The sequence below is a fragment of the Streptomyces sp. NBC_00576 genome (assembly GCF_036345175.1).
Lineage (GTDB): Bacteria > Actinomycetota > Actinomycetes > Streptomycetales > Streptomycetaceae > Streptomyces.
Genome location: NZ_CP107780.1, coordinates 615,717 through 637,949, shown reverse-complemented (window position 1 = coordinate 637,949; position 22,233 = coordinate 615,717). Strand labels below are relative to the sequence as shown.

At 71.1% G+C, this 22,233-nt stretch carries 21 protein-coding genes and 1 pseudogene; 11 read left to right on the top strand and 11 right to left on the bottom strand.

Going from position 1 to position 22,233, the window contains the following annotated elements:
* Window positions 1–52: 52 nt before the first annotated feature.
* From OG734_RS02735 to OG734_RS02725, 3 genes and pseudogenes are all read left to right on the top strand, one after another.
* Window positions 53–429, top strand: a pseudogene (locus tag OG734_RS02735) (VOC family protein); the annotation flags it as partial.
* A 147-nt stretch (window positions 430–576) separates the two neighbouring features.
* Complete coding sequence (locus OG734_RS02730) at window positions 577–1,119, top strand: DinB family protein (protein ID WP_330293539.1); 543 nt, start codon at window positions 577–579, stop codon at window positions 1,117–1,119.
* A gap of 115 nt (window positions 1,120–1,234) precedes the next feature.
* Complete coding sequence (locus OG734_RS02725) at window positions 1,235–1,717, top strand: VOC family protein (RefSeq protein WP_330285851.1); 483 nt, start codon at window positions 1,235–1,237, stop codon at window positions 1,715–1,717.
* Window positions 1,718–2,148: 431 nt separating this feature from the next.
* On the opposite strand, the gene OG734_RS02720 is transcribed toward OG734_RS02725, so the two are convergent.
* Together OG734_RS02720 and OG734_RS02715 are read right to left on the bottom strand one after the other, a co-directional pair.
* Entirely contained in the window at window positions 2,149–2,784 is a 636-nt protein-coding gene (locus OG734_RS02720) for a DUF3105 domain-containing protein (RefSeq protein ID WP_330285850.1), read from the bottom strand.
* Window positions 2,785–2,911: 127 nt separating this feature from the next.
* Window positions 2,912–3,313 carry a DUF6153 family protein gene (locus OG734_RS02715; protein WP_330285849.1) on the bottom strand — a complete coding sequence of 134 codons (402 nt, stop codon included), beginning with the start codon at window positions 3,311–3,313 and terminating at the stop codon, window positions 2,912–2,914.
* Between the two features lie 257 nt (window positions 3,314–3,570).
* Between OG734_RS02715 and OG734_RS02710 the strand changes: the two genes are divergently transcribed.
* The 5 genes from OG734_RS02710 (at window position 3,571) to OG734_RS02690 (ending at window position 8,796) form a co-directional block, all read left to right on the top strand.
* Window positions 3,571–4,371 carry a VOC family protein gene (locus OG734_RS02710; protein WP_330285848.1) on the top strand — a complete coding sequence of 267 codons (801 nt, stop codon included), beginning with the start codon at window positions 3,571–3,573 and terminating at the stop codon, window positions 4,369–4,371.
* 44 nt (window positions 4,372–4,415) lie between these two features.
* Window positions 4,416–5,129 (top strand): ribonuclease H family protein, encoded by a 714-nt coding sequence (locus OG734_RS02705; RefSeq protein WP_330285847.1) that lies wholly within the window; start codon window positions 4,416–4,418, stop codon window positions 5,127–5,129.
* 220 nt (window positions 5,130–5,349) lie between these two features.
* Complete coding sequence (locus OG734_RS02700; protein WP_330285846.1) at window positions 5,350–6,594, top strand: FAD-dependent monooxygenase; 1,245 nt, start codon at window positions 5,350–5,352, stop codon at window positions 6,592–6,594.
* Between the two features lie 106 nt (window positions 6,595–6,700).
* Entirely contained in the window at window positions 6,701–8,191 is a 1,491-nt protein-coding gene (locus OG734_RS02695; RefSeq protein ID WP_330285845.1) for an MFS transporter, read from the top strand.
* Complete coding sequence (locus OG734_RS02690; RefSeq protein ID WP_330285844.1) at window positions 8,188–8,796, top strand: TetR/AcrR family transcriptional regulator; 609 nt, start codon at window positions 8,188–8,190, stop codon at window positions 8,794–8,796. Before OG734_RS02695 ends, OG734_RS02690 begins: the two co-directional genes overlap by 4 nt.
* Before the next feature lie 22 nt (window positions 8,797–8,818).
* On the opposite strand, the gene OG734_RS02685 is transcribed toward OG734_RS02690, so the two are convergent.
* Window positions 8,819–10,558, bottom strand: a complete 1,740-nt coding sequence (locus tag OG734_RS02685; protein WP_330285843.1) for a cholesterol oxidase substrate-binding domain-containing protein — start codon at window positions 10,556–10,558, stop codon at window positions 8,819–8,821.
* A gap of 146 nt (window positions 10,559–10,704) precedes the next feature.
* Between OG734_RS02685 and OG734_RS02680 the strand changes: the two genes are divergently transcribed.
* Window positions 10,705–11,688: an aldo/keto reductase gene (locus tag OG734_RS02680; RefSeq protein ID WP_330285842.1), complete on the top strand. Its 984-nt coding sequence runs from the start codon at window positions 10,705–10,707 to the stop codon at window positions 11,686–11,688.
* A gap of 18 nt (window positions 11,689–11,706) precedes the next feature.
* On the opposite strand, the gene OG734_RS02675 is transcribed toward OG734_RS02680, so the two are convergent.
* Window positions 11,707–12,054 carry a hypothetical protein gene (locus OG734_RS02675; protein ID WP_330285841.1) on the bottom strand — a complete coding sequence of 116 codons (348 nt, stop codon included), beginning with the start codon at window positions 12,052–12,054 and terminating at the stop codon, window positions 11,707–11,709.
* 155 nt (window positions 12,055–12,209) lie between these two features.
* On the opposite strand from OG734_RS02675, the gene OG734_RS02670 reads away from it, so the two are divergent.
* Window positions 12,210–12,707, top strand: coding sequence for a DUF6328 family protein (locus OG734_RS02670; RefSeq protein WP_330285840.1), 498 nt, complete (start codon window positions 12,210–12,212; stop codon window positions 12,705–12,707).
* On the opposite strand, the gene OG734_RS02665 is transcribed toward OG734_RS02670, so the two are convergent.
* The 6 genes from OG734_RS02665 to OG734_RS02640 all read right to left on the bottom strand — a co-directional run bounded on the left by OG734_RS02665 (window position 12,695) and on the right by OG734_RS02640 (window position 19,634).
* Window positions 12,695–13,363: a DUF2238 domain-containing protein gene (locus tag OG734_RS02665; protein WP_330285839.1), complete on the bottom strand. Its 669-nt coding sequence runs from the start codon at window positions 13,361–13,363 to the stop codon at window positions 12,695–12,697. The two genes, OG734_RS02670 and OG734_RS02665, sit on opposite strands and share 13 nt — an antisense overlap.
* A gap of 99 nt (window positions 13,364–13,462) precedes the next feature.
* Window positions 13,463–14,446: a hypothetical protein gene (locus OG734_RS02660; protein ID WP_330293538.1), complete on the bottom strand. Its 984-nt coding sequence runs from the start codon at window positions 14,444–14,446 to the stop codon at window positions 13,463–13,465.
* A gap of 332 nt (window positions 14,447–14,778) precedes the next feature.
* Window positions 14,779–16,461: a serine/threonine-protein kinase gene (locus tag OG734_RS02655; RefSeq protein WP_330293537.1), complete on the bottom strand. Its 1,683-nt coding sequence runs from the start codon at window positions 16,459–16,461 to the stop codon at window positions 14,779–14,781.
* Window positions 16,462–16,666: 205 nt separating this feature from the next.
* Entirely contained in the window at window positions 16,667–17,725 is a 1,059-nt protein-coding gene (locus tag OG734_RS02650; protein ID WP_330285838.1) for a polyprenyl synthetase family protein, read from the bottom strand.
* The gene (locus tag OG734_RS02645) at window positions 17,722–18,768 is read right to left on the bottom strand and encodes a tetratricopeptide repeat protein (RefSeq protein WP_330285837.1); all 1,047 of its coding nucleotides are present in this window, start codon (window positions 18,766–18,768) and stop codon (window positions 17,722–17,724) included. Before OG734_RS02645 ends, OG734_RS02650 begins: the two co-directional genes overlap by 4 nt.
* A 188-nt stretch (window positions 18,769–18,956) precedes the next feature.
* A complete protein-coding gene (locus OG734_RS02640; RefSeq protein WP_330285836.1) occupies window positions 18,957–19,634 on the bottom strand; it encodes an AIM24 family protein in 678 nt (225 codons plus the stop codon).
* Window positions 19,635–19,811: 177 nt separating this feature from the next.
* On the opposite strand from OG734_RS02640, the gene OG734_RS02635 reads away from it, so the two are divergent.
* Window positions 19,812–20,627: an SAM-dependent methyltransferase gene (locus OG734_RS02635; RefSeq protein ID WP_330285835.1), complete on the top strand. Its 816-nt coding sequence runs from the start codon at window positions 19,812–19,814 to the stop codon at window positions 20,625–20,627.
* A gap of 26 nt (window positions 20,628–20,653) precedes the next feature.
* Here OG734_RS02635 and OG734_RS02630 read toward each other — a convergent pair whose 3' ends face one another.
* The gene (locus OG734_RS02630) at window positions 20,654–22,186 is read right to left on the bottom strand and encodes a CAP domain-containing protein (protein WP_330285834.1); all 1,533 of its coding nucleotides are present in this window, start codon (window positions 22,184–22,186) and stop codon (window positions 20,654–20,656) included.
* Between the last annotated feature and the right edge of the window lie 47 nt (window positions 22,187–22,233).

Sequence of the window (22,233 nt, the reverse complement as noted above, 5' to 3'; positions counted from 1 at the left end):
CCCCAGCCTGTGACCTTGACCTCGGCTGAACTGTGACCCCGGCCTCACGGCGATTCAGGACCCCGCGAGGGGGCGGTGGGAGGCCTTCGCGGCCCTCTCGGAGCGGGGTGACAATTGGCGTCGCGTGAAGAAGACCGAGGTCCCGCTGGGCGAGGACCGGTGGCTGACCGTGGTCTCGCGCCCGAGGATCCCGACGGGACCGAACTGCTGCTGGAACCCTCCGGCCATCCCGCGGTGAAGCCCTACAGGGACGCGCCGGCCAACGACGGGATCCCGGCCACCACCTTCGCCGTGGACGATGTGCACGCGGAGTACGCCCGGCTGCGCGGTCCGGGCGTGCGATTCACCCAGGAGCCGCTGGAGATGGGCCCGGTCACCACAGCGGGGCTGGACGACACCTGCGGATACCTGATCCAGATCGTGCACCAGGCATGGGGAAAGGTGCCGGGCGATCACCCGGCCCGATATTCGGTGGCGGCCGATGCCGACGCACGCGACCATGCCCCCATGGATTCGCGCGCGCACGACAACGAAGCAACGGCGACTCGTTGGACGGTCGCGACCGTCTACGACGACATGTGGGTCGACCCGGACGACGACCCGCGCGAGACCGACACCGAGATCGTCGACGAACGCGGCACGCTGATCGAGGGCCTGCGCCACTACCGCCTCACCGTGGAAATGAAGTGCGCCGGCCTGGACGCCGAGCAGATGGCCCGGCGCTCCGTGCCGCCGTCCACGATGTCCCTGCTCGGGCTGGTGCGGCACCTGACCGAGGACGAACGGCACTTTCGCCGGGTCATGGCCGGCGAGGACGCGCCCAAGCTGTACCGCACCGACGACGACCGCGACGGCGACTGGAACGGCGCGGTCGCCGACCCGCAGGTCGTGGAGGACGCCTGGCGGCAGTGGCGGGAAGAGGTGGAACGGACCGACCGCTTCATCGCGAGCGTCGCCGACCTCGGCACCACGAACGCCGGCTTCTCCGACTTCGGCGCCGAGCACGGCGGGGCGATCCAGCTGCGTGACGTTCTGTCAGCGCACGTCAACGAGTACGCGCGGCACTGCGGCCACGCCGACCTCCTGCGCGAGCGGGTCGACGGCCGAGTAGGCCAGTGAGCGCCGCGTCATCGCTGAGACGGATCGGGTGGAACAACTCGTCGCGCCACCGATGAGTTTCCGCACCAGGATCGGTCGAAAGAGGTGACAGCGTTCCCGCTTCAGGAGGTACTCCATGACCACCGACGGATTCACCACGTGTCTCTGGTTCGACGGCCAGGCCGAGGAAGCCGCGCACTACTACGTCTCGGTCTTCAAGAACTCGAAGCTCGGCAGGATCGGCTACTACAACGAGGCCGGCCCCGCCCCCGCCGGCGGCGTGCTGGCCGTCGACTTCGTGGCCAACGGCCAGAAGTTCGTCGCCATTAACGGTGGCCCGCAGTTCAAGTTCAGCGAGGCCGTCTCCTTCCAGATCTACTGCGCGGACCAGGCAGAGGTCGACCACTACTGGGCCAAGCTCACCGAGGGCGGCGGCGAGGGCGGCCCCTGCGGGTGGCTCAAGGACAAGTACGGCCTGTCCTGGCAGGTCATCCCCGACGGCCTCATCGAGATGCTCAGCGACCCGGACCAGGAGAAGGCCGTCCGCACCACCAAGGCCATGTACGCGATGGGCAAGCTGGACATCGCCGCCCTGAAGAAGGCGTACGCGGGGGAGTAGGGGGGGCGAACCCGGTCCGGCCGAGCCGCCCAGCCCGGGCGGCTCAGCCCGGCCGACCGCTGTGCAGCGCCGTGTAGACAGCGCCGCGCCGCAGCAGCTCCGCGACGGGGAGGCCCTGGACCATCACTCTGGTGGAGCAGGGGCCCCGCATGCTGGCGCCGTACCCGGTGTCCCAGGTCGCACGATCACGTTGGCCCGATCAGCTCAGGGCACCACAAGCCAGCAAGCGGACGATCTCACGATCGAGCTAATCGAGCTAACGGGGCGTCGATCTCCGCCTCGTCCGCACGCATCTTCAGGGCACACATGGGATCATCCCAGCCGCCGACGGGCCCACGGTCCAACGATTTTCCACGGCAAGGAAAGGCAGGCGCCGGTGCGGGTCGTCCGGTGCGAACGCCCCGCAGCCGGCGCTCAGGGCCTGCCGTGGTTCACGGCGTCATTCCGTTGGTGCACGCGGCACCGGGCTCGGGCGTCTGCGCGCCCTGGACGTACTTGTCGAGGAACTTCGCGACCCGCGGGTCCGACGCCTTGTCCACCTTGAGCTGGTGCTCCCAGGCGCTCAGCACGATCGGCGACGACTGGTCCTCGTACGGACTCATGAAGGTGTACGACGTGTTGGTCACCTTCTCGGAGAGCGTCTCGACGTCCGCCTTGGCCGCCTTGTCGTTGTACGTGATCCAGACGGCACCGTGTTCAAGGGCGTGCACCGCGTTCTCGTTGGGGACCACCTTGGTGTAGACCTGCCGGTCGCAGTTCACCCACACCTGGTTGTGGTCGCCACCCACCGGCGGGCTCATCTTGTAGGTGACGGCCTTGGTGACGTGGTTCTGGGTGAGCTTGGACCAGCTCTTCACGCCAGAGATCGGCGCCGCCTTCGCCTCTTCCTTGTCCTGGGCGGAGTCGACGAGATACCAGCCGCCGCCGGCCAGGCCGACGAGTATGACGGCGGTCGCGCCGAGCGTGAGCAGACGCATCCGTCGCTCACGGGCCTGCTCGGTCTTGCGCAGCTCTTCCATGTGGGCGCGGCGGGCCGCGGTCTTCGCCTTGGCATTGGATGTACCCATGGGATGTCCTTCTCCGGGCCATGCCCGTCTCCGGGCACGGCGCTGCACGCTGGGGTGATGGTCGTGGTCGTGGCCAGGCAGAACCGGCCGTCGGATCGGGCCCTCGAACATGGGGCCCGGCCACGGCCTAGACCCGCAGCAACTGCAGCTCGTGGAGATCGGGAGGGCGGGCGGTGCCCGGGATCCGCGACGGGCCGAGCGGCAGCCGGGCGGGGGCGCTGCTCGGCTGGTCCAGTGCGGCGGCCCGGTCCGCGCCGATGAAGGGCGCGTGGTTGAGGACGCCGTGGTTCCCGGGGGCGTGACAGCCGTGGTGCGGGCCCTCCTGGCAGGGGTCTCGGTCGGCGATGTGCACGGCGTGCGCCGAAGCCGACACCGACGTCGACTGCGAGAGCCCGGTGTCCGGCGAGGGCAGGGCGCCGGCGCAGGAGAACGCGAACGCCGCGAGGACGAGAACCAGGACGCCCAGCAGGTGCGGGAGGCCGCCGTGGGCATGCCGTGTCGCGAGGCGACGCACCCGTGCAGCGGACATCTGGGCACCTGGAGGGAGTAGAGGGTCAGGAGAGACGAGCGCCGATGAAATTATCAGACTGCGGGGGTGTGTTATTGCCCTGCCCTGTGGGTTGTTTGTTGGCTGAGCGCCGGTGGGGGCTTGTCGCGCAGTTCCCCGCGCCCCTTTGGGCGGTCTGTGACAGCCAGGGCCGTTCGGCGCGCGTCCCGGACGAAGGCTGGCTAGCGTGAGAATCCGGACCACCCGACCAGATCGACAAGACCGGAGAGGCCGGAGCCATGGCCGTGCAACCTGAGGGAACGCCCTGTTGGGCCGACGCGATGTTCAGTGACGTCGAGGGCGCCAAGCGCTTCTACGGCGAGGTGCTGGGCTGGACCTTCGGCGAGTCGTCGTCGGAGTACGGCAACTACACGCAGGCGTACGCCGACGGCAAGGCGGTCGCCGCCGTCGTCCCGCCCATGCCCGGGCAGGAGGGGCAGTCGGCGTGGTGCCTGTACCTCGCCTCGCCGGACGCCGCCGCCACCGCCTCGAAGATCCGCGACAACGGCGGCGAACTGCTCATGGAGCCGATGCAGGTGGGCGACTTCGGCACCATGTGCCTGGCCCGCGACCCCAGCGGTGCCGTCTTCGGTGTCTGGCAGGCCGGTACCCACGAAGGCTTCGAAGCGGGTCCGCAACAGCCCGGCGCCTACTGCTGGGCCGAGGTCTTCACGCGCGATGCCGAGAAGTCGGACACCTTCTTCCCGGCCGTCTTCGGCTACTCGGCGAAGCAGATGCAGGACGACGCCATCGACTTCCGTATGTACAACCTGGGCGACAAAACCGTCCTCGGCCGGATGCGGATGACGGACGACTTCCCGCCCGAGATGCCGCCGTACATCAACGTGTACTTCAGCGTCGGCAACTGCGACGACGCCGTCGCCACGGCCACCAAACTCGGCGCCGTGCTGCGCTTCGGGCCCATGGACAGCCCGTTCGGCCGGTTCGCCGCGCTGAGCGATCCGCAGGGCGCCAACTTCTCCGTCATCGACACCACGACAACGGCCGGCGAGATGCCCAAGTCGGCGGACGTGACCTGACGGAGGCACCGGACGAGGGACCTGGAGCCCGCCTCGCGCATGGCATGATCGAGCGCATGCGTGAACGTGTGGTGGCCGCGTGCGACGGGGCTTCGAAGGGAAATCCAGGACCGGCGGGCTGGGCCTGGGTGGTGGCCGACGGCTCGGAGAGCCCCGCTCGCTGGGAGGCCGGGCCGCTCGGCAAAGCCACCAACAACGTCGCCGAACTCACCGCGCTGGAACGCCTGTTGACGGCCGTCGCACCGGACGTACCGCTGGAGATCCGGATGGACTCCCAGTACGCGATGAAGGCCGTCACGACCTGGCTGCCCGGCTGGAAGCGCAAGGGCTGGAAGACGGCCGCGGGCAAGCCGGTCGCCAACCAGGAACTCGTCGTCCGTATCGACGAACTGCTCGACGGCCGCTCGGTCGAGTTCCGGTACGTGCCCGCACACCAGGTCGACGGCGACAAGCTCAACGACTTCGCCGACCGCGCCGCCAGCCAGGCCGCCATCGTGCAGCAGCCGGCGGGCAGCGACCTCGGCTCCCCGGAGCCCCCGGCCTCGCCCGACACCCCGCGCTCCTCTGCCCCGAGGACATCCAGCGCGAAGACGTCCGCCGCGAAGGCGTCCCGGCCGCGCAGCGGCAACTCCAACCGGACCCTCAAGGCGAAGTTCCCCGGCCGCTGCGTCTGCGGACGCGCCTATGCGGCCGGCGAGGCGATCGCCAAGAACACCCAGGGCTGGGGTCACCCGGAGTGCCGTACGGCCGACGCGTAGCGGCTCCGCTGGGCAGGCGGTGTGTTGGCTGCGGGCGGGTGGGGGGCTGGTCGCGCCCACGCGGCGGAGCCGCAGATCGATACAGCCCCGCGCCCCTTGGGTGGCGCGGTGGCGCACCCGAATTCACCGGCCCCCACACACAGTGAGGCCGTTCGACGACCCCACATCCTGCTACTCTCCGACGCGAACTGACCACCTTCTGTAATCGCTAGGGGTGTGTGTGAAGGTCGCTTGTGTCGGAGGCGGGCCCGCCGGCCTGTATCTCTCGATCCTGATGAAGCTGCAGGATCCGTCCCACGACATCACCGTGTACGAGCGCGACCCGGCGGGCTCGACCTACGGCTGGGGCGTCACCTACTGGCGCGGACTGCTCGACAAGCTCCACGAGCACGACCCCGAGTCCGCGCGGGCCATCGGTGACGCCTCGGTGTCCTGGAACCACGGAGTCGCCCACGTGGGCGACAGTGCTACCCGGCAGCAGAGCGACGAGGGCTTCGGCATCGGCCGGCACAAGTTCCTCGACATCCTCGCCGGCCGGGCCCGACAGCTGGGCGTACGGCTGGAGTTCGAGCACGGGATCACCGACGCCGACGAGTTGGCCGACGCCGATCTCGTCGTGGCCGCCGACGGCGTCAACAGCGCGCTGCGCGAACAGCACACCGAACACTTCGGCGCGGGCCTGCGGGCCGGACGCAACCGGTACATCTGGCTCGGCACCACCAAGGTCTTCGACGCCTTCACCTTCGGCTTCAAGGAGACGGAGCACGGCTGGATCTGGTGCTACGGCTACGGCTACAGCCAGGACCACAGCACCTGCGTCGTCGAGTGCTCCCCCGAGACCTGGAGCGGGCTCGGCCTCGACCGGGCGAACGAGGCCGACGGCCTGGCCCTCCTGGAGAAGCTCTTCGACCACCTGCTGGACGGCCACCCCCTGATCGGCCGCTCCTCCGCGGACGGCGCCGCCCAGTGGCTCAACTTCCGCACCCTCACCAACCGCACCTGGCACCACGGCAACCTCGTCCTGCTCGGCGACGCCGCCCACACCACGCACTACTCCATCGGCGCAGGCACCACCCTCGCCCTGGAGGACGCCATTGCCCTGGCCGGCGCCCTGCGCACGCACCCAGAACTACCCGAGGCCCTCACCGCGTACGAGGAGCGGCGCAAGTCCGAACTGCTCTCCATCCAGAGCGCGGCCCGCTACAGCGCCCAGTGGTACGAGAACCTGCCGCGCTACATCCGGCTGCCCCCGGCCCGTATGTTCGCCCTGCTCGGCCAGCGTCACTCGCCCCTGCTGCCCTATGTGCCGCCCCAGCTCTACTACGGCATCGACCGGGCGGCGGGACGCCTCGAAGCGCTGCGCCGGTTCAAGCGGTGGCTCGGGCCGAAACTCGCGCGCACCGCGCAGGCACGGGCGCTGGCCTCCCCCCGTACCCGGGAAGAGGCCGAAGTCTCCGGAAAATAGCCTGGTCACAGCCCTTGTTATTGGGTGAATGGCGATTCACCGCTATGGTGAATCGCCATTCACCCCATTTTTTTGTCGCGCAGAGCGGCCGGCCGCTGGAGTGCCGATGGACCAGCCTGTCCCGATACCCACCCAACGCCGGATGCCCGCCCCGCGGCCCCTGCGCGACCGGACGACCGTTCCTGCGCTGGCGTTCGGCGGGATGCTCATGGCGGTCATGCAGACAGTGGTCATCCCGCTGCTGCCCGACCTGCCCCGGCTGACCGGCGCCTCACCCGGCGCGGTCTCCTGGATGGTGACCGCGACCCTGCTCTCCGGCGCTGTTCTCACCCCGGTGCTGGGCCGCGCCGGCGACATGTACGGCAAGCGGCGGGTACTGATCGCGGCCCTCGGGCTGATGGTCCTCGGCTCGGTCATGTGCGCCCTGTCCTCCGACATCGGCGTACTCATCACGGCACGCGCCCTGCAGGGCGCCGCGTCCGCCGTCATACCGCTCTCCATCAGCATCCTGCGCGACGAACTGCCGCCGGAGCGCACGGGAAGCGCGGTCGCGCTGATGAGCGCCACCGTCGGGATCGGCGCCGCCCTGGGGCTGCCGCTCGCCGCGCTGATCGTCCAGTACGCGGACTGGCACATCATGTTCTGGGCGACCGCGGGCCTCGGTGCGACAGGCATGACGGCAGTGTGGTGGGCGGTGCGCGAGTCGCCCGTCCGGGAGCCGGGCCGCTTCGACGTCGTGGGCGCGCTGGGGCTGGCCGTCGGGCTGGTGTGTCTGCTGCTCGGGATCGTCGAGGGCGGCGCGTGGGGGTGGGGCAGTCCGCGCGTCCTGGGGCTTTTCCTCGGTGCGGTCGGTGTGCTCGGCCTGTGGTGGTGGCAGCAGTTGCGCACCCAACAGCCTCTGGTGGACCTGCGGTTGGTGTCCCGGCCCCGGGTCGGCCTGTCCCATGTCGCCGCCCTGCTGACCGGGTTCGCCTTCTACTCCAACTCCCTGGTGACGGCCCAGCTTGTGCAGGCACCCGAGGCCACCGGGTACGGGCTCGGTCTGTCCATCGTGGAGACGGGCCTCGTCCTGCTGCCCGGCGGCATCGTCATGCTGGTGTTCTCGCCCGTCTCGGCCCGCGTCTCGGCGGCGTACGGGCCGCGCGTCACCCTGGTCATCGGTACGGCGGTCATCGCGCTCGGCTATGTGGTGCGCATCGCGGACAGCCGTGACCTGTGGATGATCATCGTGGGTGCCGCGGTCGTCGGCATGGGCACCACGTTCGCGTACTCGGCCCTGCCCATGCTGATCCTGGGGGCCGTACCGCCCGGCCAGACAGCCTCCGCCAACGGCGTCAACGTCCTGATGCGCACGATCGGCCAGGCCATGTGCAGCGCCGCGGTGGTCGCCGTGCTGGTACGCCACACCAGTCCGGTGGACGGCGCCCCGGTGCCCACCCTGCACGGCTACCTGCTGGCCTTCGGGATGGCGGGCGTTGTCGCCCTGCTGGCCTGCACGGCGGCCCTGACCATCCCCGGCGACCCGGTCACCGGCGCCACTCGGCGCGCCCGTGGCCGCACGCCGGGGGCCCGGGACGGGGCGATGGAGGGAGCATGAGCACCGTGCACACACCACCACCACCGCCGACCGGCCCCGTCCCGACCCCGGCCACGACTCCGCGCCGGGACGCGGAACAGACGAAGGCCGCCATCCTGCGCGCTGCCCGGCACCTCCTCGCCCGCCACGCGCAGGCCGACATCACGCTCAAGGCGGTCGCTGAACGGGCCGGCGTCAGCCCGCCGTTGATCCTCAAGTACTTCGGCAACAAGGACGCCCTCTTCGCCCGCGTCATGTCCTTCGACCAGGACGCCGACGCACTCCTCGACGCACCCCTGGACGACCTCGGCCGCCACATGGTCCGCCATCTCCTCACCGGCCAGACCGAGCGCGGCGCTGACCCCGTCCTGCGGATCGTGTTCGCCCCCTTCCAGGGCGACCGGGGCGACATCATGCGCGCCAACTTCCGCACCCAGGTGAGCGACCGCCTCGCCGGCCGCCTCCCCGGTCCCGACCCGGGCCTGCGCGCCGAACTGGCCGTCGCCACCCTGCTCGGCCTGGGCGTCATGTACGGCATCGCCCGCGGGACGCACCTGCGGGAGGCGGCGATCGACGACATCGTGGACCGCTACGCCCCCACCGTGCAGGCTCTGCTGACCCCTTGACGGAGGCTCAGCACACCGGCTGTCAGCGCAGCAGCCGGTCGAGGAACGCGTTCCCGAACACGCCGTGCGGGTCGAGCCGGTCCAGGGTTCCGACGGCCTCCTGCCACACGGCGTCCCCGTAGGAGGCCGGCACCGCGGTGCCGATGACCTCCTCGTCGCTCCAGCCGGCCGAGTCCGTGTACCCCCACCCCTTGGACCACTCGACCCTGGTCAGCGCGTGCCCGCCGTCGTACGTCCCGAGCAGGAACTGTTCGAGTTCCCGGAAGAACGCCTCCGCGTACGGCGTCCCGGGCAGCGTCAGTACGTCCAGCCAGACCGCGGTGTCCCACTCGGGATGCCCGTCGACCGGTCGCAGCGCGGACAGCAGCGGGGCGTGGGCGTCGGCCGATCCGGAGTCCGACGGGCGGTCGAGGCCCGTGGTGCGGATCTCGACGGTGCCGTTGACCGGGAAGCGGCCCAACGCGGCGTACGCGGCCAGGCGTTCCCGGTAGAACGCGGTGAACTCCGCGACAACGCGCTGCACTTGGGCCCGGCTGGTCAGCACCGCGTACCCGTTCGCGGTGACCCGCAGAGTCGTCGGCCTGACGTACAGGAGCGTGTTCTTCGACGGCCCCCAGATGTCCGCCGACAGCGTCGTCACGAGCCCGAGCGCGGCCACGTCCAACTGCGCGTTGCCGAGCACCGGGGCGAGATACCAGGCCCCGTCGGACAGGATCCGCCCGACGAGGTCCGCCACCACGGTCGGGACGTTGTCGGAGAAGGGATAGTTGTACGGCGCCGACACGCGCCGTGAGGTCAACGGCCTGGTCGGCGCGATGCTCCACACCTTCAGCCAGGGGAACTCGGTGAAGGCGAACCAGATCGTCTCGACCCGCCCCGCCTCGTCCAGGAAGCTCGCGAAGGTGCGCCCGCCGCTGCCGGGCGCCGCGAACAGTTCGGTCGCCGAAATGTCCGTACGGCTGACGCAGCGCAGGTTCGTGTTCGCCCCCACCCGCAGCACGACCTCGACGACCAGGGACCGGCCGAGGTGCGTCAGGAGCGCCGCGCAGTCCTCCTCGTCGCGCTCGAAAGTGCGCAGGACATAGGTGCCCGAGCCCTCGTCCCACACGACCGCCGTCAGCGACAGCACGAGGTTGCTGAGCGAGCCGTACGTGTGTCCGGGCAGCCGGGTCTCTCCGACGGCAGGTACGGCGGTGCCGTGGGCGTCGACGGCCAGCGCGCCGCCCAGCGTGAGGTCACCGGGCGCGGGCGCGGCGGTGACCCCGAGGCCTCGCTGCTCCAGGTAGGTGAGCAGGGCCTCCAGAGTGACCCCGGTGCCGGCACGCACGGCGGCCGGGCCGGTGGACGCCAGGGCGAGGCCGGTGAGATGGGGAGCGGTGTCGACGATCAGGACGGGTGCGTCGGACTCCGTACCGTCGGTGATCGTCAGGGGTGACCAGCCGTGCGCGGAGCCCCGGGCGCGGACCGTCCAGCCGTGCCGCCAGGCCCAGTTGACGACGTCGACCACCTGGCCGGGGGCGGCCGGCGCGCACGCCCACAGCCCGTCGGCGGTGATCTCGCCGACCCAGTTGCGGTAGCCGGAGCGGTAGGGCGTGACGTCCGCCGGAAAATCGGGAAGCTCGGCGGCGGCGACGGCCGGGTCGACCGTGATCGCCACGAGGGCGAGCGAGGCCGCGCCGAGCAGGAAACCGCGGCGCGTCCACGCGGTGTCGTTGTCCTCGGGGGTGTCGGAGCCGTCGGATCGCACCAGGTGATCAGTCACCCGGTCACGCTAGAGGGCGACCGGTCAGAAGATAGTTTCCTCTTTCATCAATTCACTCGTGCGGGTGAAGTGGAGGCGTGGAGGTTTGGCGGTGTCAGGGTGGGTTCCTGTCCGCCTGACCTGCGGAGGGATGACAGACTGATGCCATGGACGAGCGTGTAATGGGTAGGTCGGGTCAGCGGGCGTCGGCAATCGGCCTCGGAACGTGGCAGTTGGGCGCCGACTGGGGCGACGTGGAGGAGAAGGACGCCCTCGCGGTGCTGGACGCGGCGGTCGAGTCGGGAGTGACCTTCTTCGACACCGCCGACGTGTACGGCGACGGGCGCAGCGAACAGACCATCGCCACCTTCCTGCGGGGCAGGCCCGAGCTGGATGTGCTGGTCGCGACCAAGATGGGCCGTCGGCTCGACCAGGTCCCGGAGAACTACGTCCTCGACAACTTCCGTGCCTGGAACGACCGTTCGCGGCGCAACCTCGGCGTCGACCGGATCGACCTGGTCCAGCTGCACTGCCCGCCGACCCCGGTCTACTCCTCCGACGAGGTCTTCGACGCCCTGGACACCCTGGTCGCCGAGGGGCGCATCGCGCGGTACGGCGTCAGCGTCGAGACCTGCGCGGAGGCACTCACCGCGATCGCCCGCCCGGGCGTGACCAGCGTGCAGATCATCCTGAACGCGTTCCGTATGAAGCCCCTGGCCGAGGTTCTCCCGGCCGCCGAGAAGGCGGGCGTCGGCATCATCGCCCGGGTCCCGCTCGCCTCGGGTCTGCTGTCGGGCAAGTACACCAAGGACACGGTGTTCCCCGAGAGCGACCACCGCACCTACAACCGCCACGGCGAGTCCTTCGACCAGGGCGAGACCTTCTCGGGCGTCGACTACGCGACCGGCGTCGAGGCGGCGGCCGAGTTCTCCGCGCTCGCCCCGGACGGGTACACCCCGGCGCAGCTGGCCCTGCGCTGGATCCTCCAGCAGCCGGGTGTGACCACGGTGATCCCGGGCGCCCGCTCGGCAGAGCAGGCCCGCGCCAACGCGGCGACCGCCGCCCTGCCGCCGCTGTCGCAGGAGACGCTCACCGCGATCCGGGACCTCTACGACCGTCGGATCAAGGCGCAGGTGGAGAGCCGCTGGTAGCGAACCGGCGTACGCGTGTCACGGCTCCAGGAGCAGCTGCCGTTCCTGTTCCTGGTCGCCGGAGACACTGCCCCGGTCGTGGGCGGTGAACGTCCCGGTGAGGGTGGCGTCCGCGCAGCGCACGGCCGCGGGTGTGCCCTGCACGGTGACCATGACGGGCGCCGACAGTTCTTCCCTCCTCGGCTGACCGGGTGCGAGGGTCTTCGTACCGACGGTGAACGCGGCGGAATGCACGGTCGAGTGCCCGTCGTCGTCCCCCGGGAACTCGTCCGCGGGGCCGAAGGCCGACTCCAGGGCCCGTACGACCGTCTGCGCGTCGGCGGCATTGCCCCCGCTGATCGTGAGGGTGAGCTGTGTACCGGACATGGCCGGACCTCCTGTTCGCGGTGGCCACCGTGGTGCCCTCCGGGTAGCCGTCCCTCCGATCACTCAAACCCGTCCGGTCAGGACCTGATCGGTTTCGTCGCGACGGGGAACCCGTAGTCGGACAGGACGCGAGGGCGAGTGGGCCGGGAGGAGCCATGGTGGACGCGGACGGCGAGGCCGGCACGCGCAAACGCGGGCGCACGGAGACAGAGGACGAGCGGGCCGACCGTATGTGGGGTGAACTCATCCAGGAGGTGCGGGTCGCCCAGACGGGTGTACAGATCCTGTTCGGCTTCCTGCTGACCGTGGTCTTCACCCCGAGGTACCCGCAGCTGGACCAGACGGAACACACGATCTACATCATCACCGTCGTGCTGGGCGCCGCCGCGACCGGCGCCCTGATCGGGCCGGTCTCCCTGCATCGGATCGTCTCCGGCCGCCGGGTCAAACCCCAGGCCGTGCGCTGGGCCTCGCGCCTGACCTTCACCGGCCTGGTGCTGCTGCTCGCCACGATGACCGCGGCGCTGCTCCTGATCCTCAGGGTGGCCACCCATGACGGGTACGTGCCCTGGCTGGTCGCGGGGATCGTCGCCTGGTACCTGGCCTGCTGGTTCGTGGTGCCGCTGTGGACGCGGCACCGCTACACGGACTGAGCGCGGACCGCCGCGAGCTGCCGGTCGTGGACGCGGCTCAGCACGAGCAGCGAGACGGTCGCCCCGATCAGCGCGCAGAACATGTCCCACTGGGTGTCCCACACGTCGCCCTGCGTGGCCAGGAAGTCGTCGGCCGCCGCGCCGCCGATCAGGGCCGCCGCCCACTCGAACATCTCGAACAGCGCGCTGAAGGCGAGGCAGGCGCACACGGTGAGCGGCGCGAGCCAGCGGCTGCCGCGCAGCGGTGACGTACGGCTCAGCAGCTCCCGTACGAGCATGGCGGGGACGAAGCCCTGCATGAGGTGGCCGAGCCGGTCGTACGGGTTGCGGTCGAGGCCGAACGTGTCGCGTGCCCAGTCGCCCAGCGGGACCTGCGCGTAGGTGTAGTGGCCGCCGACCATCAGGACGAGGGCGTGCAGCGCGAGCAGACAGCACAGCAGGTTCGTGAGCGGGAAGCGCCGCCAGGTCAGGACGATCACGGGCAGTCCGATCAGGATCCAGACCGTCTCCAGGAACCAGGTCATCAGGTCGTGCGGCTGCCACATCGAGACCGCGAGTGCGACGGCCACGAGCCCGGCGAGCAGCACGGGAAGGTGCCGCCGCGGGGCGTCGGTGGCCGTCGGGAGGATGCGGGAGACGGTGTCAACTGCGGGCATCGGGACGCTCCTTGTGGTCGGAGCATCATCGTGGCGGAGCGTTCCGGCCCCGGGCATGAGTACGTGTACTCAAGCCCGGGGCGCCCGTGTCCTCAGGTGTTACGCGGGCGAGGTGCGTGTTCCGCGCAACGCCGTGATGCACGAGGCGATGGCCTCCTGGAGCTCCTCCAACTGCTGGACCATGTCGTCCTCGGCGAACTCCTGGACGTCGTCGAAGGTCAGCTCCTCGAATGCCTTCGTCGCTTTGGTCAAGCTGCTGTAGAACTTCGTCCGCCGTTCCTGGACGCGCAGTTCGGGGTCCGCCTCGACGGCCTCGACGACAAGGTTCTTGAGGGTGTCGTAGGCCTCGCTCGCCCACTCGCCGGTGTCCTCGTCCTCGTCCAGCTCGTCGAGGAGGGACAGATGGCGTTCGGCCTCCTGGCGCAGATCGACGGGCGCTTCGATGGTCTGCCCGGCGGGTGTCTTCACCTGACCGGACTCGGCGATCTGGCGGACGTATCCGACGCGGTCGGCCGAGCGGGACTCGCTGGCCACGGCCTTCTTCAGGTCGTCGGTGCGGACGATGTCGCGCGCCAACTCGGCCTGGAGATCCGGGTCCTCCTTGATCCGATCGAGCAGCGCGTGCCGGGCGGCGCGGGCGGTCGAGGGGTCCGCCATGATCGCGGCCCGCAGCGCGGTGGGGTTCTCCGCGACCTCCAGCGCCTTGGTCGGCCGGATGCCCTCCGCCTCGGCGGCCTCGGTGATGGCGGTGCCGCGCTCCGAGCCGGCGCTGGAACGGGAGCTGTAGTACGTGAGCCACAGGTCGGCGCCCGGGAGTTCGACCTCCGCGCCCGGAGCCAGCGCCTCGAAGTGCGGGACGACACCGTCGTCGGCGGCCTTGTCCCAGGCCTTGTAGTAGCGCATGACGCGCTCGGGCGAGCAGTCGGCGAGAGCGGCGAACTCCTTGGCGGAGACCTTCGGCGTCTCACCCGCCGGCTGACCGCCGGGCCGCACGCTCCGCGCGACCTTCAGCCCGAAGGCCCAGCCTCCGGTCCGCGCATAGGCCCCGAACTCCTGCGCGTCGCGCGCCACGAGCGGGGACACCTCGACAGAGGCGCCGACGGAGACTTCGACGGGCTCGTCGACGGGCTCGTCGGGCTCGGCGGACGGCTCGGACCACTCGGACCCGTCGAATTCCTCGGACAGTTGGGACACCTCGGGCGCCTCCGGCGTTTCTGAGGGCTCAGGGGTCTGAGACGCTTCGGACAGGGCGATCGCTACGGTCACAGGTGACTCTCCCGGGCGTGGCTGGACGGACTGCGAAGGTGCAGACAGGCAGCCTATTTGACGGACCGGGCCCTACCCGGATCCCGGCCTGTCACCGAACCCGTACGCCCGGTGGTCGACACGTGTACCCGGCCATGGCTGAAGGCGGATCACTCTCTGAAGGTCCGGAAAAAGGTGTCCAGCGCCTGCCGGTTGGCGGTGTCGTTCCAGTCGGCGGCGGGCGTCGTCCAGCGCAGCGAGTAGCCGGTGTTCTCGCCGGTGAGGAAACCACGGCCGAGCGTACGTATCCGGGTGCCCTCGAAGTCGGAGAGCCACTCCATGTCGGCCGCGCTCCGGCCGCGATAGGTCGTCGCCCGGATCGCGCCGATCCGCTGGAAGCCGATGCCCGCCTGGATCAGGACCGGCTCGACGTCCTCCCGCCACACGGCCACGGGGTCCGCACGGAGCCGTTGGCTGTACGTGACGGTCAGGGTCCGTGGGTCGCCGGCGGCGCCGAACACGATGCGGTAGGCGACGTTGCCGGGGGAGATGTCCTCGCTCAGCCGCTTCCACCCCTGGGGGAGGGCGACGGAGAACCCCTCCGGGGCGTCGTACACCTGGAACCCCGCGGGCAGCGCCCCGGCGGTGCCGCCCGTGGCCGAGGGGGTGGGCGTGGGTTCGGGGGACGCGGACGGCGGCGCCGAGGGGGGCGGCGGGGCCGGTGCGGAGGGGGAGGCGCTCGGCGTGATGGTCTCCTCGGGGACCGCGGTGTTCCCGCCGGTGGAGGGGACGGACGGGGCCGGAGGGGCGGGCGCGGCGGCTGACGGGGTGGTGTCCGCACCGGACGCGGAGGCGTCGATGCCGGGCAGGTTGTCCGTCGTGGCGAGGACGGCGACGGTGACGACGGCCAGGGCCGTACCGGCGAGGACGAGTTTGCGGGAGGCGCGTGTGTTCCAGGTCCGGCCGACGCGTGGTGCGGCGACAGTGCCGGCGGTGTCTCGCAGCCGGGCGGAGGGCACCGCTTCGTCCGAGGTATCGGGTTCGTCCCTGATGACGCGGAGCAGGGCGTCCCGTGCCACCGGAGCGGTCAGCCGTTCCCGGGCGTTCTTGCGCAGCATCCCCTGGATGACCTGGGCGAGCGGGCCGGCGCGCACCGGGCTGCGCAGCGGCAGCCGGTCGACCGCCTTGAGCGTGGCGTCGGGCCGCCCCCGGTCGCGGAACGGCGGCCGTCCCTCGGCCATCGCGTACAGGAGCGCGCCGAGCGCCCACAGATCGTCCGACGGCTCGGCGCGCGCGCCGTGGGCCTGTTCGGGCGAGGCGTACGAGGGCGCGCCGACCCGGGACGCGGTCGTGGCCCCCGCCAGGCCGAAGCCGGTCACCACGACCGGGCCCTGGTCCCGCACGAACACCTGACCGGGGCTGAGTTCGGCGTGCACAATGCCCTCGCGATGCGCGGCCTCCAGCGCGTCGAGCACTTCGAGGGCGATGCGCGCTGCCCGCACGTAGTTGAACGTGCCCTGCCGTTCCAGGAGTTCACTGAGCGGGGTGCCGTCGATCCACTGGGCGACCGTCCACAGGGTCCCGAACTCCTCGACGACGTCGATCACGGCGGCCACCCGGCCGGGCAGCACCAGCCCGAGGATCTCGGACGCGCGCATCACCCGCGCGATCGCCCGGCGGGCGGTCTGTTCCCGGGGATCGGGCGGGAGCTGGATCTGGGTGAGGACGACCGGGCGCTCGGATGCGGTGTCCTCGCCGTACCAGGAGACCCGGTTCGTTTCGCGATCGACGACATCGAGGAGTCGGTACCTTCCGGCCACCAACTCATGTGTGGAGACGTGCGCCTTGACCATGGCCATCCCTCGCTGAACCCCTGGCTCTCACCTTTCCCACAGGTACGAGGGGTGCGACCGGGTCTGTTCAAATATTCCGCAACTCGAGGGCGTGATTCTCCTCTTATTCATCTGCGGCGAGCAGGTGTGCGAAGAAATGGGGGCCATTCACTGGCCCTGACGTGACGGCCCGCACACGATCTCTCCACCGCATCCTCCGCCCGGCTCACAGCTCGCGGCGCGCCAAAAAGCCCAGCAGCGCCCGCAGCTCGCCGACCGCCGGCCCCGACAAGGGCAGTTCGTCCAGGCCGCTTTCGACCGCCGCGAGGTGCCGGCGGGCCTCCGCCAGGGCCGCTGTACGGCCCCCCGCCTCCATGACGAGCACCGCCGCCCGACGCGCGAGTGCCTCGTCGGGCGCGTCGACGGACTCCAGCAGCGCGGCGAGCCGCCGGGCGGCCGGGACGGGCGCGTCGAGCGCGGCCAGTACCGGGTACGACTTCTTGCGCTCCCGGAGATCGCCGTGGACGGGCTTGCCGGTGACAGCGGGGTCGCCCCAGATGCCCAGCACGTCGTCGACCATCTGGAAGGCGGTCCCGGCGTGTCGTCCCACCCGCTCCAGCGCGGCCGTCGTCGCCGGCGGGGCGCCGCCCAGCGCGGCTCCCAGGGAGAGCGCGCAGCCGAGCAGGGCGCCCGTCTTGCGTTCGGCCATCCTCCGGTACTCCTCGGGCCGCACCCGCTCGGGCCCGGTCCACGGACGGGCCGCGAACAGCAGGTCGTCGGCCTGCCCGGACACCACGTCCGTCAGCGCCGCCGACAGCGACCGCGTCCCCGCCGGGCCGCCCGGCGTCCGAGCGAGGGTCTCGACGGCCAGCGCGAACAGTGCATCGCCGGCGAGCACGGCCGGACCGGTGCCGTACGCCTTCCACACCGTGGCGCGGCGGCGCCGGGTCGGATCGCCGTCCATGATGTCGTCGTGCAGCAGCGAGAAGGTGTGCACCAGCTCCACCGCGACCGCCGCCGCGACCCCGGCCCGTCCGGGCGCCCCGGCCGCCTCCGCACCGAGCACGGCCAGTGCCTGCCGTACGCCCTTCCCACCGGACGCGTCGACGGGCGCACCGCCCACCTCGCACCAGCCGAAGGAGTACGCGGCCATCTCGCCCAGCCAGGGATGCAGCCGCCCGACGGCCTCGGTGAGCGCCGGCCGCACCAGGTCTCGGCACCGGTCGAGGAGTCGGGGCACGGACGGGGCTGCCGGTGCCAGGGCCTCGAAGCCCCGCGGCGTCATCGTGCGGCCTCCGGGTCCGTGTCGAGGCCGAGTTCGGCCTGCGCCCGCGCCACCATCGCGCGGGCGTGGCGCAGACCTATGCGTTCCAACTCGCGAGCCAGGTCGGCCAGTTCCTCGGCCGTCTCGGCGCGGTCGCGGCCAAGTCGGGCCAGCGACTTGGCCAGTCCCAGCCGCGACAGCGCCTCGCCACGCGGCTCGCTCATGGCGCGGAACTCCGCCAGGGCCTGGCGGTACAGGTCACGTGCCTCGGCGTAACGCCCGGCGCGGTAGAGGACGTTGCCGCGCATCTTGTGGTTGTAGGCGAGCGCGCTGGACAGGTTCATCGCCGTGCAGCTCTCCTCCGCCTCCGAGAGCAGCGCGAGGGCACGTTCCGTGTCCCCGTCGCGCACGGACACGATGTCGGCGAGCCCGCGTAAGGCCCAGGCGTGCCCGCGCCGGTCGTCGGCCCGCGCGGAGATCCCGGCCGCCTCCTCGAACATGGCGTACGCGCTGTCGTACGAGCCGGTGTTGCGGTGCATCTGCGCGATGCCCTCCAGCGCCCACACCGTGTGCCGCGCCTCACCGCGCCTGCGCGCCTCGGCGAGCAACTGCTCGTGCAGGCGGCCGACCGCCTCGTAGTCGCCCTGGATACGCCCGGTTTCGGCCAGCCCCGCGAGCGAGTAGCCGCGTACGACGATGTCGCCGCCGCGCTCACCGAGTTCGGCGGCCAGCCCCAGCAACCGCCGGGCCAGCGCGAACGCGCCGCGCTGCCGGGCCAGCGTGCCGCCGCTCCACAGCGCCCACGCCATCGCCGCCGTGTCCCCGGCCGCCCGGGCCGCGCGGTAACTCGCTTTCCAGGCCCGGTCCGCGTCGCCCACCTGTCCGAGCCGCCGGTGCGCCTCCGCGACCGCGAGTCCGGAACGGGCGGCCTCGCCGCGCCGCCCGGCCCGCTCGGCGGCGGCCAACTGCTCGGTGCCCGCGGCGAGTACGTCGACCAGGGAGGAGTTCACCGAGAGGCTGGTGAGCGCGCCCTGGTACTCCGGGGCGAATGCCTTGCCGTACATGCAGTCCCTTCGGTATACGCTCAGCGTATACACGGTGCGTATAGTGCGCCGAAAGTTCGCCCCGGCCGGTCGGGCCGGGGCGGGGTGGCGCCTTGCTGTTGTTGGTGTCGTCGATCAAGACGGTGGCAACGGCCGCGAGGTTGCCTATGCGACGCAGATCACGTTCCGGGACGCGGGTTGCGGTGGCGTCAGTGCTGTTGGGGCTTCTGCGGAGTCGCCTCACTCGGCCTTACGACGACGAACCCCTCGCCCTGGAGCATCAGTTGGACGGCCTCGCCGGAGCCGCCCCGGATCATCGAGCCGAAGGACTGCGAACGGTGCAGCGACGTCTGGAGATTGGCTGTCCAGCCGACGACCGCGTCCGTGTCGACGTACACCGGATACTGCGGCGAGACCGGTATCACCAGCGGATTGCCCTCGCAGACCAGCCCCAGCCGCCCCTGCCCGGTGAAGACGCTGTTGAACAGGCCCCCGCCGCTCATCCCCGCCCCCTTCACGGTTTTGATCTCGTACGTCAGCGACGCGTCGAAACACAGCACGTTGCGGCCGTTGACCGTGAAGACGTCGCCCGGGTCGATGTCGACGACGAAACAGTTCTGCGCCTCGTGCGCGAACCACGCCTCGCCCTGCCCGCGCACCGTCATCAATGGCAGCCCCTCACCCGTGACCGCACGCTTCAGCATGCCGCCGACGCCCTGCCCCTTGCGCTCGAACTGGAGGTTGCCGCGGAAGGCGATCATCGCGCCCTGGCGGGCGAACATCTCGCCATTGACTGCGTACTTGATGGACTTGGCGTTCTCGACGGTCATCCCGGGCGCTGTGGCCGGCTGAACCATGTACTCACTGGAAAAGAGGTCACCCTTCATGCGGGCATCGTGTCCCGGAGGGTGTCGTTCCGCCAACAGAACGCGCGGAAGGGGGAGGTCCGGGCGAAACGAGGCCTGAAGAGCGCTCTTGCGTCCGGACGATCCGACGTCGGCGGTGCCCGTGACGCTACGTTGTAGGGCAGGGCCAACTACGTTTCCCTACAAGGAGGTTGCCCGGTGACGCAGGACTCGTCCGCCCACGGCACGCAGACGCCGGAGAAGATCGACACGACGGTGCCGCACTCGGCCCGGATCTGGAACTACTGGCTCGGCGGCAAGGACAACTACCCGGTCGACCACCAGGCGGGCGACGCCTTTCACGAGATCTTCCCCGGCATCACCGACCTCGCCCGCGACTCCCGGGCCTTCCTCGGCCGTGCCGTACGCCGGCTGGCCGGCGAGGCCGGGATCCGCCAGTTCCTCGACATCGGCACGGGCCTGCCCACGGCGGACAACACCCACGAGATCGCCCAGCGGGTCGCTCCCGACGCCCGCATCGTCTACGTGGACAACGACCCCCTGGTCCTGACCCACGCCGAGGCGCTGCTCACCAGCTCGCCCGAGGGCGTGACCGACTACGTCGACGCCGACCTGCACGACCCCGACACCGTCCTGCGGGAAGCGGCCCGGACCCTGGACCTCAGCCGGCCGGTCGCACTCACGCTGATGCAGGTCAGCGGGCACATCGCAGACTACGACGAGGCGCGGGCCATCGTCCGGGCGCTGTTGGACGCTCTGCCGCCGGGCAGTTTCTTCGCCTTCAACGACAGCGTGGACACCAACAGGGCCAACGCCGAGGCCACCCGGCTCTACAACGAGAGCGGGGCCGTCCCCTATTACCTGAGGAGCCCGCAGCAACTCGCGGGCTTCTTCGACGGACTGGAGCTGCTGGCCCCTGGCGTCGTCCCCATCACCGACTGGCGCCCCGATCCCGGGACGGCCGCCGCGACCGGCGAGGTGATCGCCCTGGGCGGCGTCGCACGCAAGCCATAGCCGGGCCGGGACCGCCGAGGGGGCGTTCAGGCGCCGAAGAGCTGGGTCCAGTATGTGCCCGCCTTGCCGCCACCCGCGAAACCGATGCCTATGTGTGTGAACTCCCGTTTGAGGATGTTGGCACGGTGCCCGGGGCTGTTCATCCACCCGTCCACGACCTCGGCGGGGGAGCGCTGGCCGCACGCGATGTTCTCGCCGATCGTCCGCCGCGTGGACCCCGCCGCGGCGGCCCGGTCCCACGGCTGGCTGCCGTCGGGCCCGGTATGCGAATAGAACGCGCGGACCACCATGTCCGTACTGTGCGCCTGCGCGGCACGGGTGAGCAGGAAGTCGGAGGCCAGCTGCGGCAGCCCGGCCCGGGCGCGCTCCCGGTTGGTGAGATCCGTGACCTCGGCGGCGGTTCGTTCAAGATCTCCGGGCAGGAGGGGCCGGGCCCAGAGGGCGGTCCAGTACGTGTCGCCCGTGCCGGACCCGGTGACGTACGCCAGGCCGACCTGTGTGAACGCCGGGTCGTGCAGGGTACGCCGGGCCTGCTCCGTGCGCAGGCAGTAGTCGACGAACTCCTCGGGCGTACGCGGCCCGGAGACCAGATGCTCGCCGACCGTCAGATACGTGTACCCGGCGGCGGTGACACGCTGGTGGATGGAGGTGCCGTCCCGGCTCTCGGTGCCGAGGCGGCCGGCCGAGGCCATGTCGGCGGCGTGCGCCTGTGCGGCGGCGGAGAGCCGTGCGTCCAGGGAGACAGGCGGAGAACCGGCGGTGGCCCGGGCGGAGTTGACGAGGGTGAGAAACCCGTCGGTGGGGGCGAGTGAGCCCGGGGTTCCGGTGGGCGCGACGGGAGACACCGAACCCGGCCACGCGGCGGCAGGGGGAACCGACCCGGCAGTGCCGACCGGTGGCGGAGCGCCCGTCGACCGCGACCGGCGCGAAACAGCCGCCTCCGACAGACGAGAGGCCGCGCCCGACAACCGGGACGCGGCGTCGGACCAGCGGGACGGTGTACGTAGGGGTACACCCGCCGCCGGGAACGGCGAGGGGTGGTGGGCCGGGGCGCCTGCCGAGGTCGAGGCCGTGGAGATATCGTCCGCGACCTCCACCCCGAAGTCCCGGGCGAGGCCCGCCAGCCCGTCCGCGTAACCCTGGCCCAGCGCCCGCAGCTTCCAGCCCGGGCCCCGCCGGTACAGCTCCGCGAGCAGCAGTACCGTCTCCCGCTGCGGGCGCGGCGGTGTGAACCGGGCCAGCGCGCGGCCACCGGGGCCGGTGACCTGGAGTGTGGGCGCGGGCAGCCCGCCCAGCGCCGTACCGGAGTCGGCGGCGCTGACCACCACCGTGACGCGGGTGGCGCCGGGGCGCAGAGCCGCCGGGTCGACGGTGAGAGTGTCGCCGCGCAGCCGGGCGCCCGGGGCCGTCGGCTGGTTGTAGAACACGAAGTCGGCGTCGCCGCCGACCTTGCCGCCGTCGCCCGTCACCAGCGCGCTCACGTCGAAGGGGCCCGGCACCCGGAGCGTGAGGGTACCGCCCGGAAGGGGCGTGTTGCCCCCGGGGACCAACTCGCTCATCGCGCCTGCCCTGGGGTCGTGGTTCGTGCCCCCATGGGGGCGTTGCC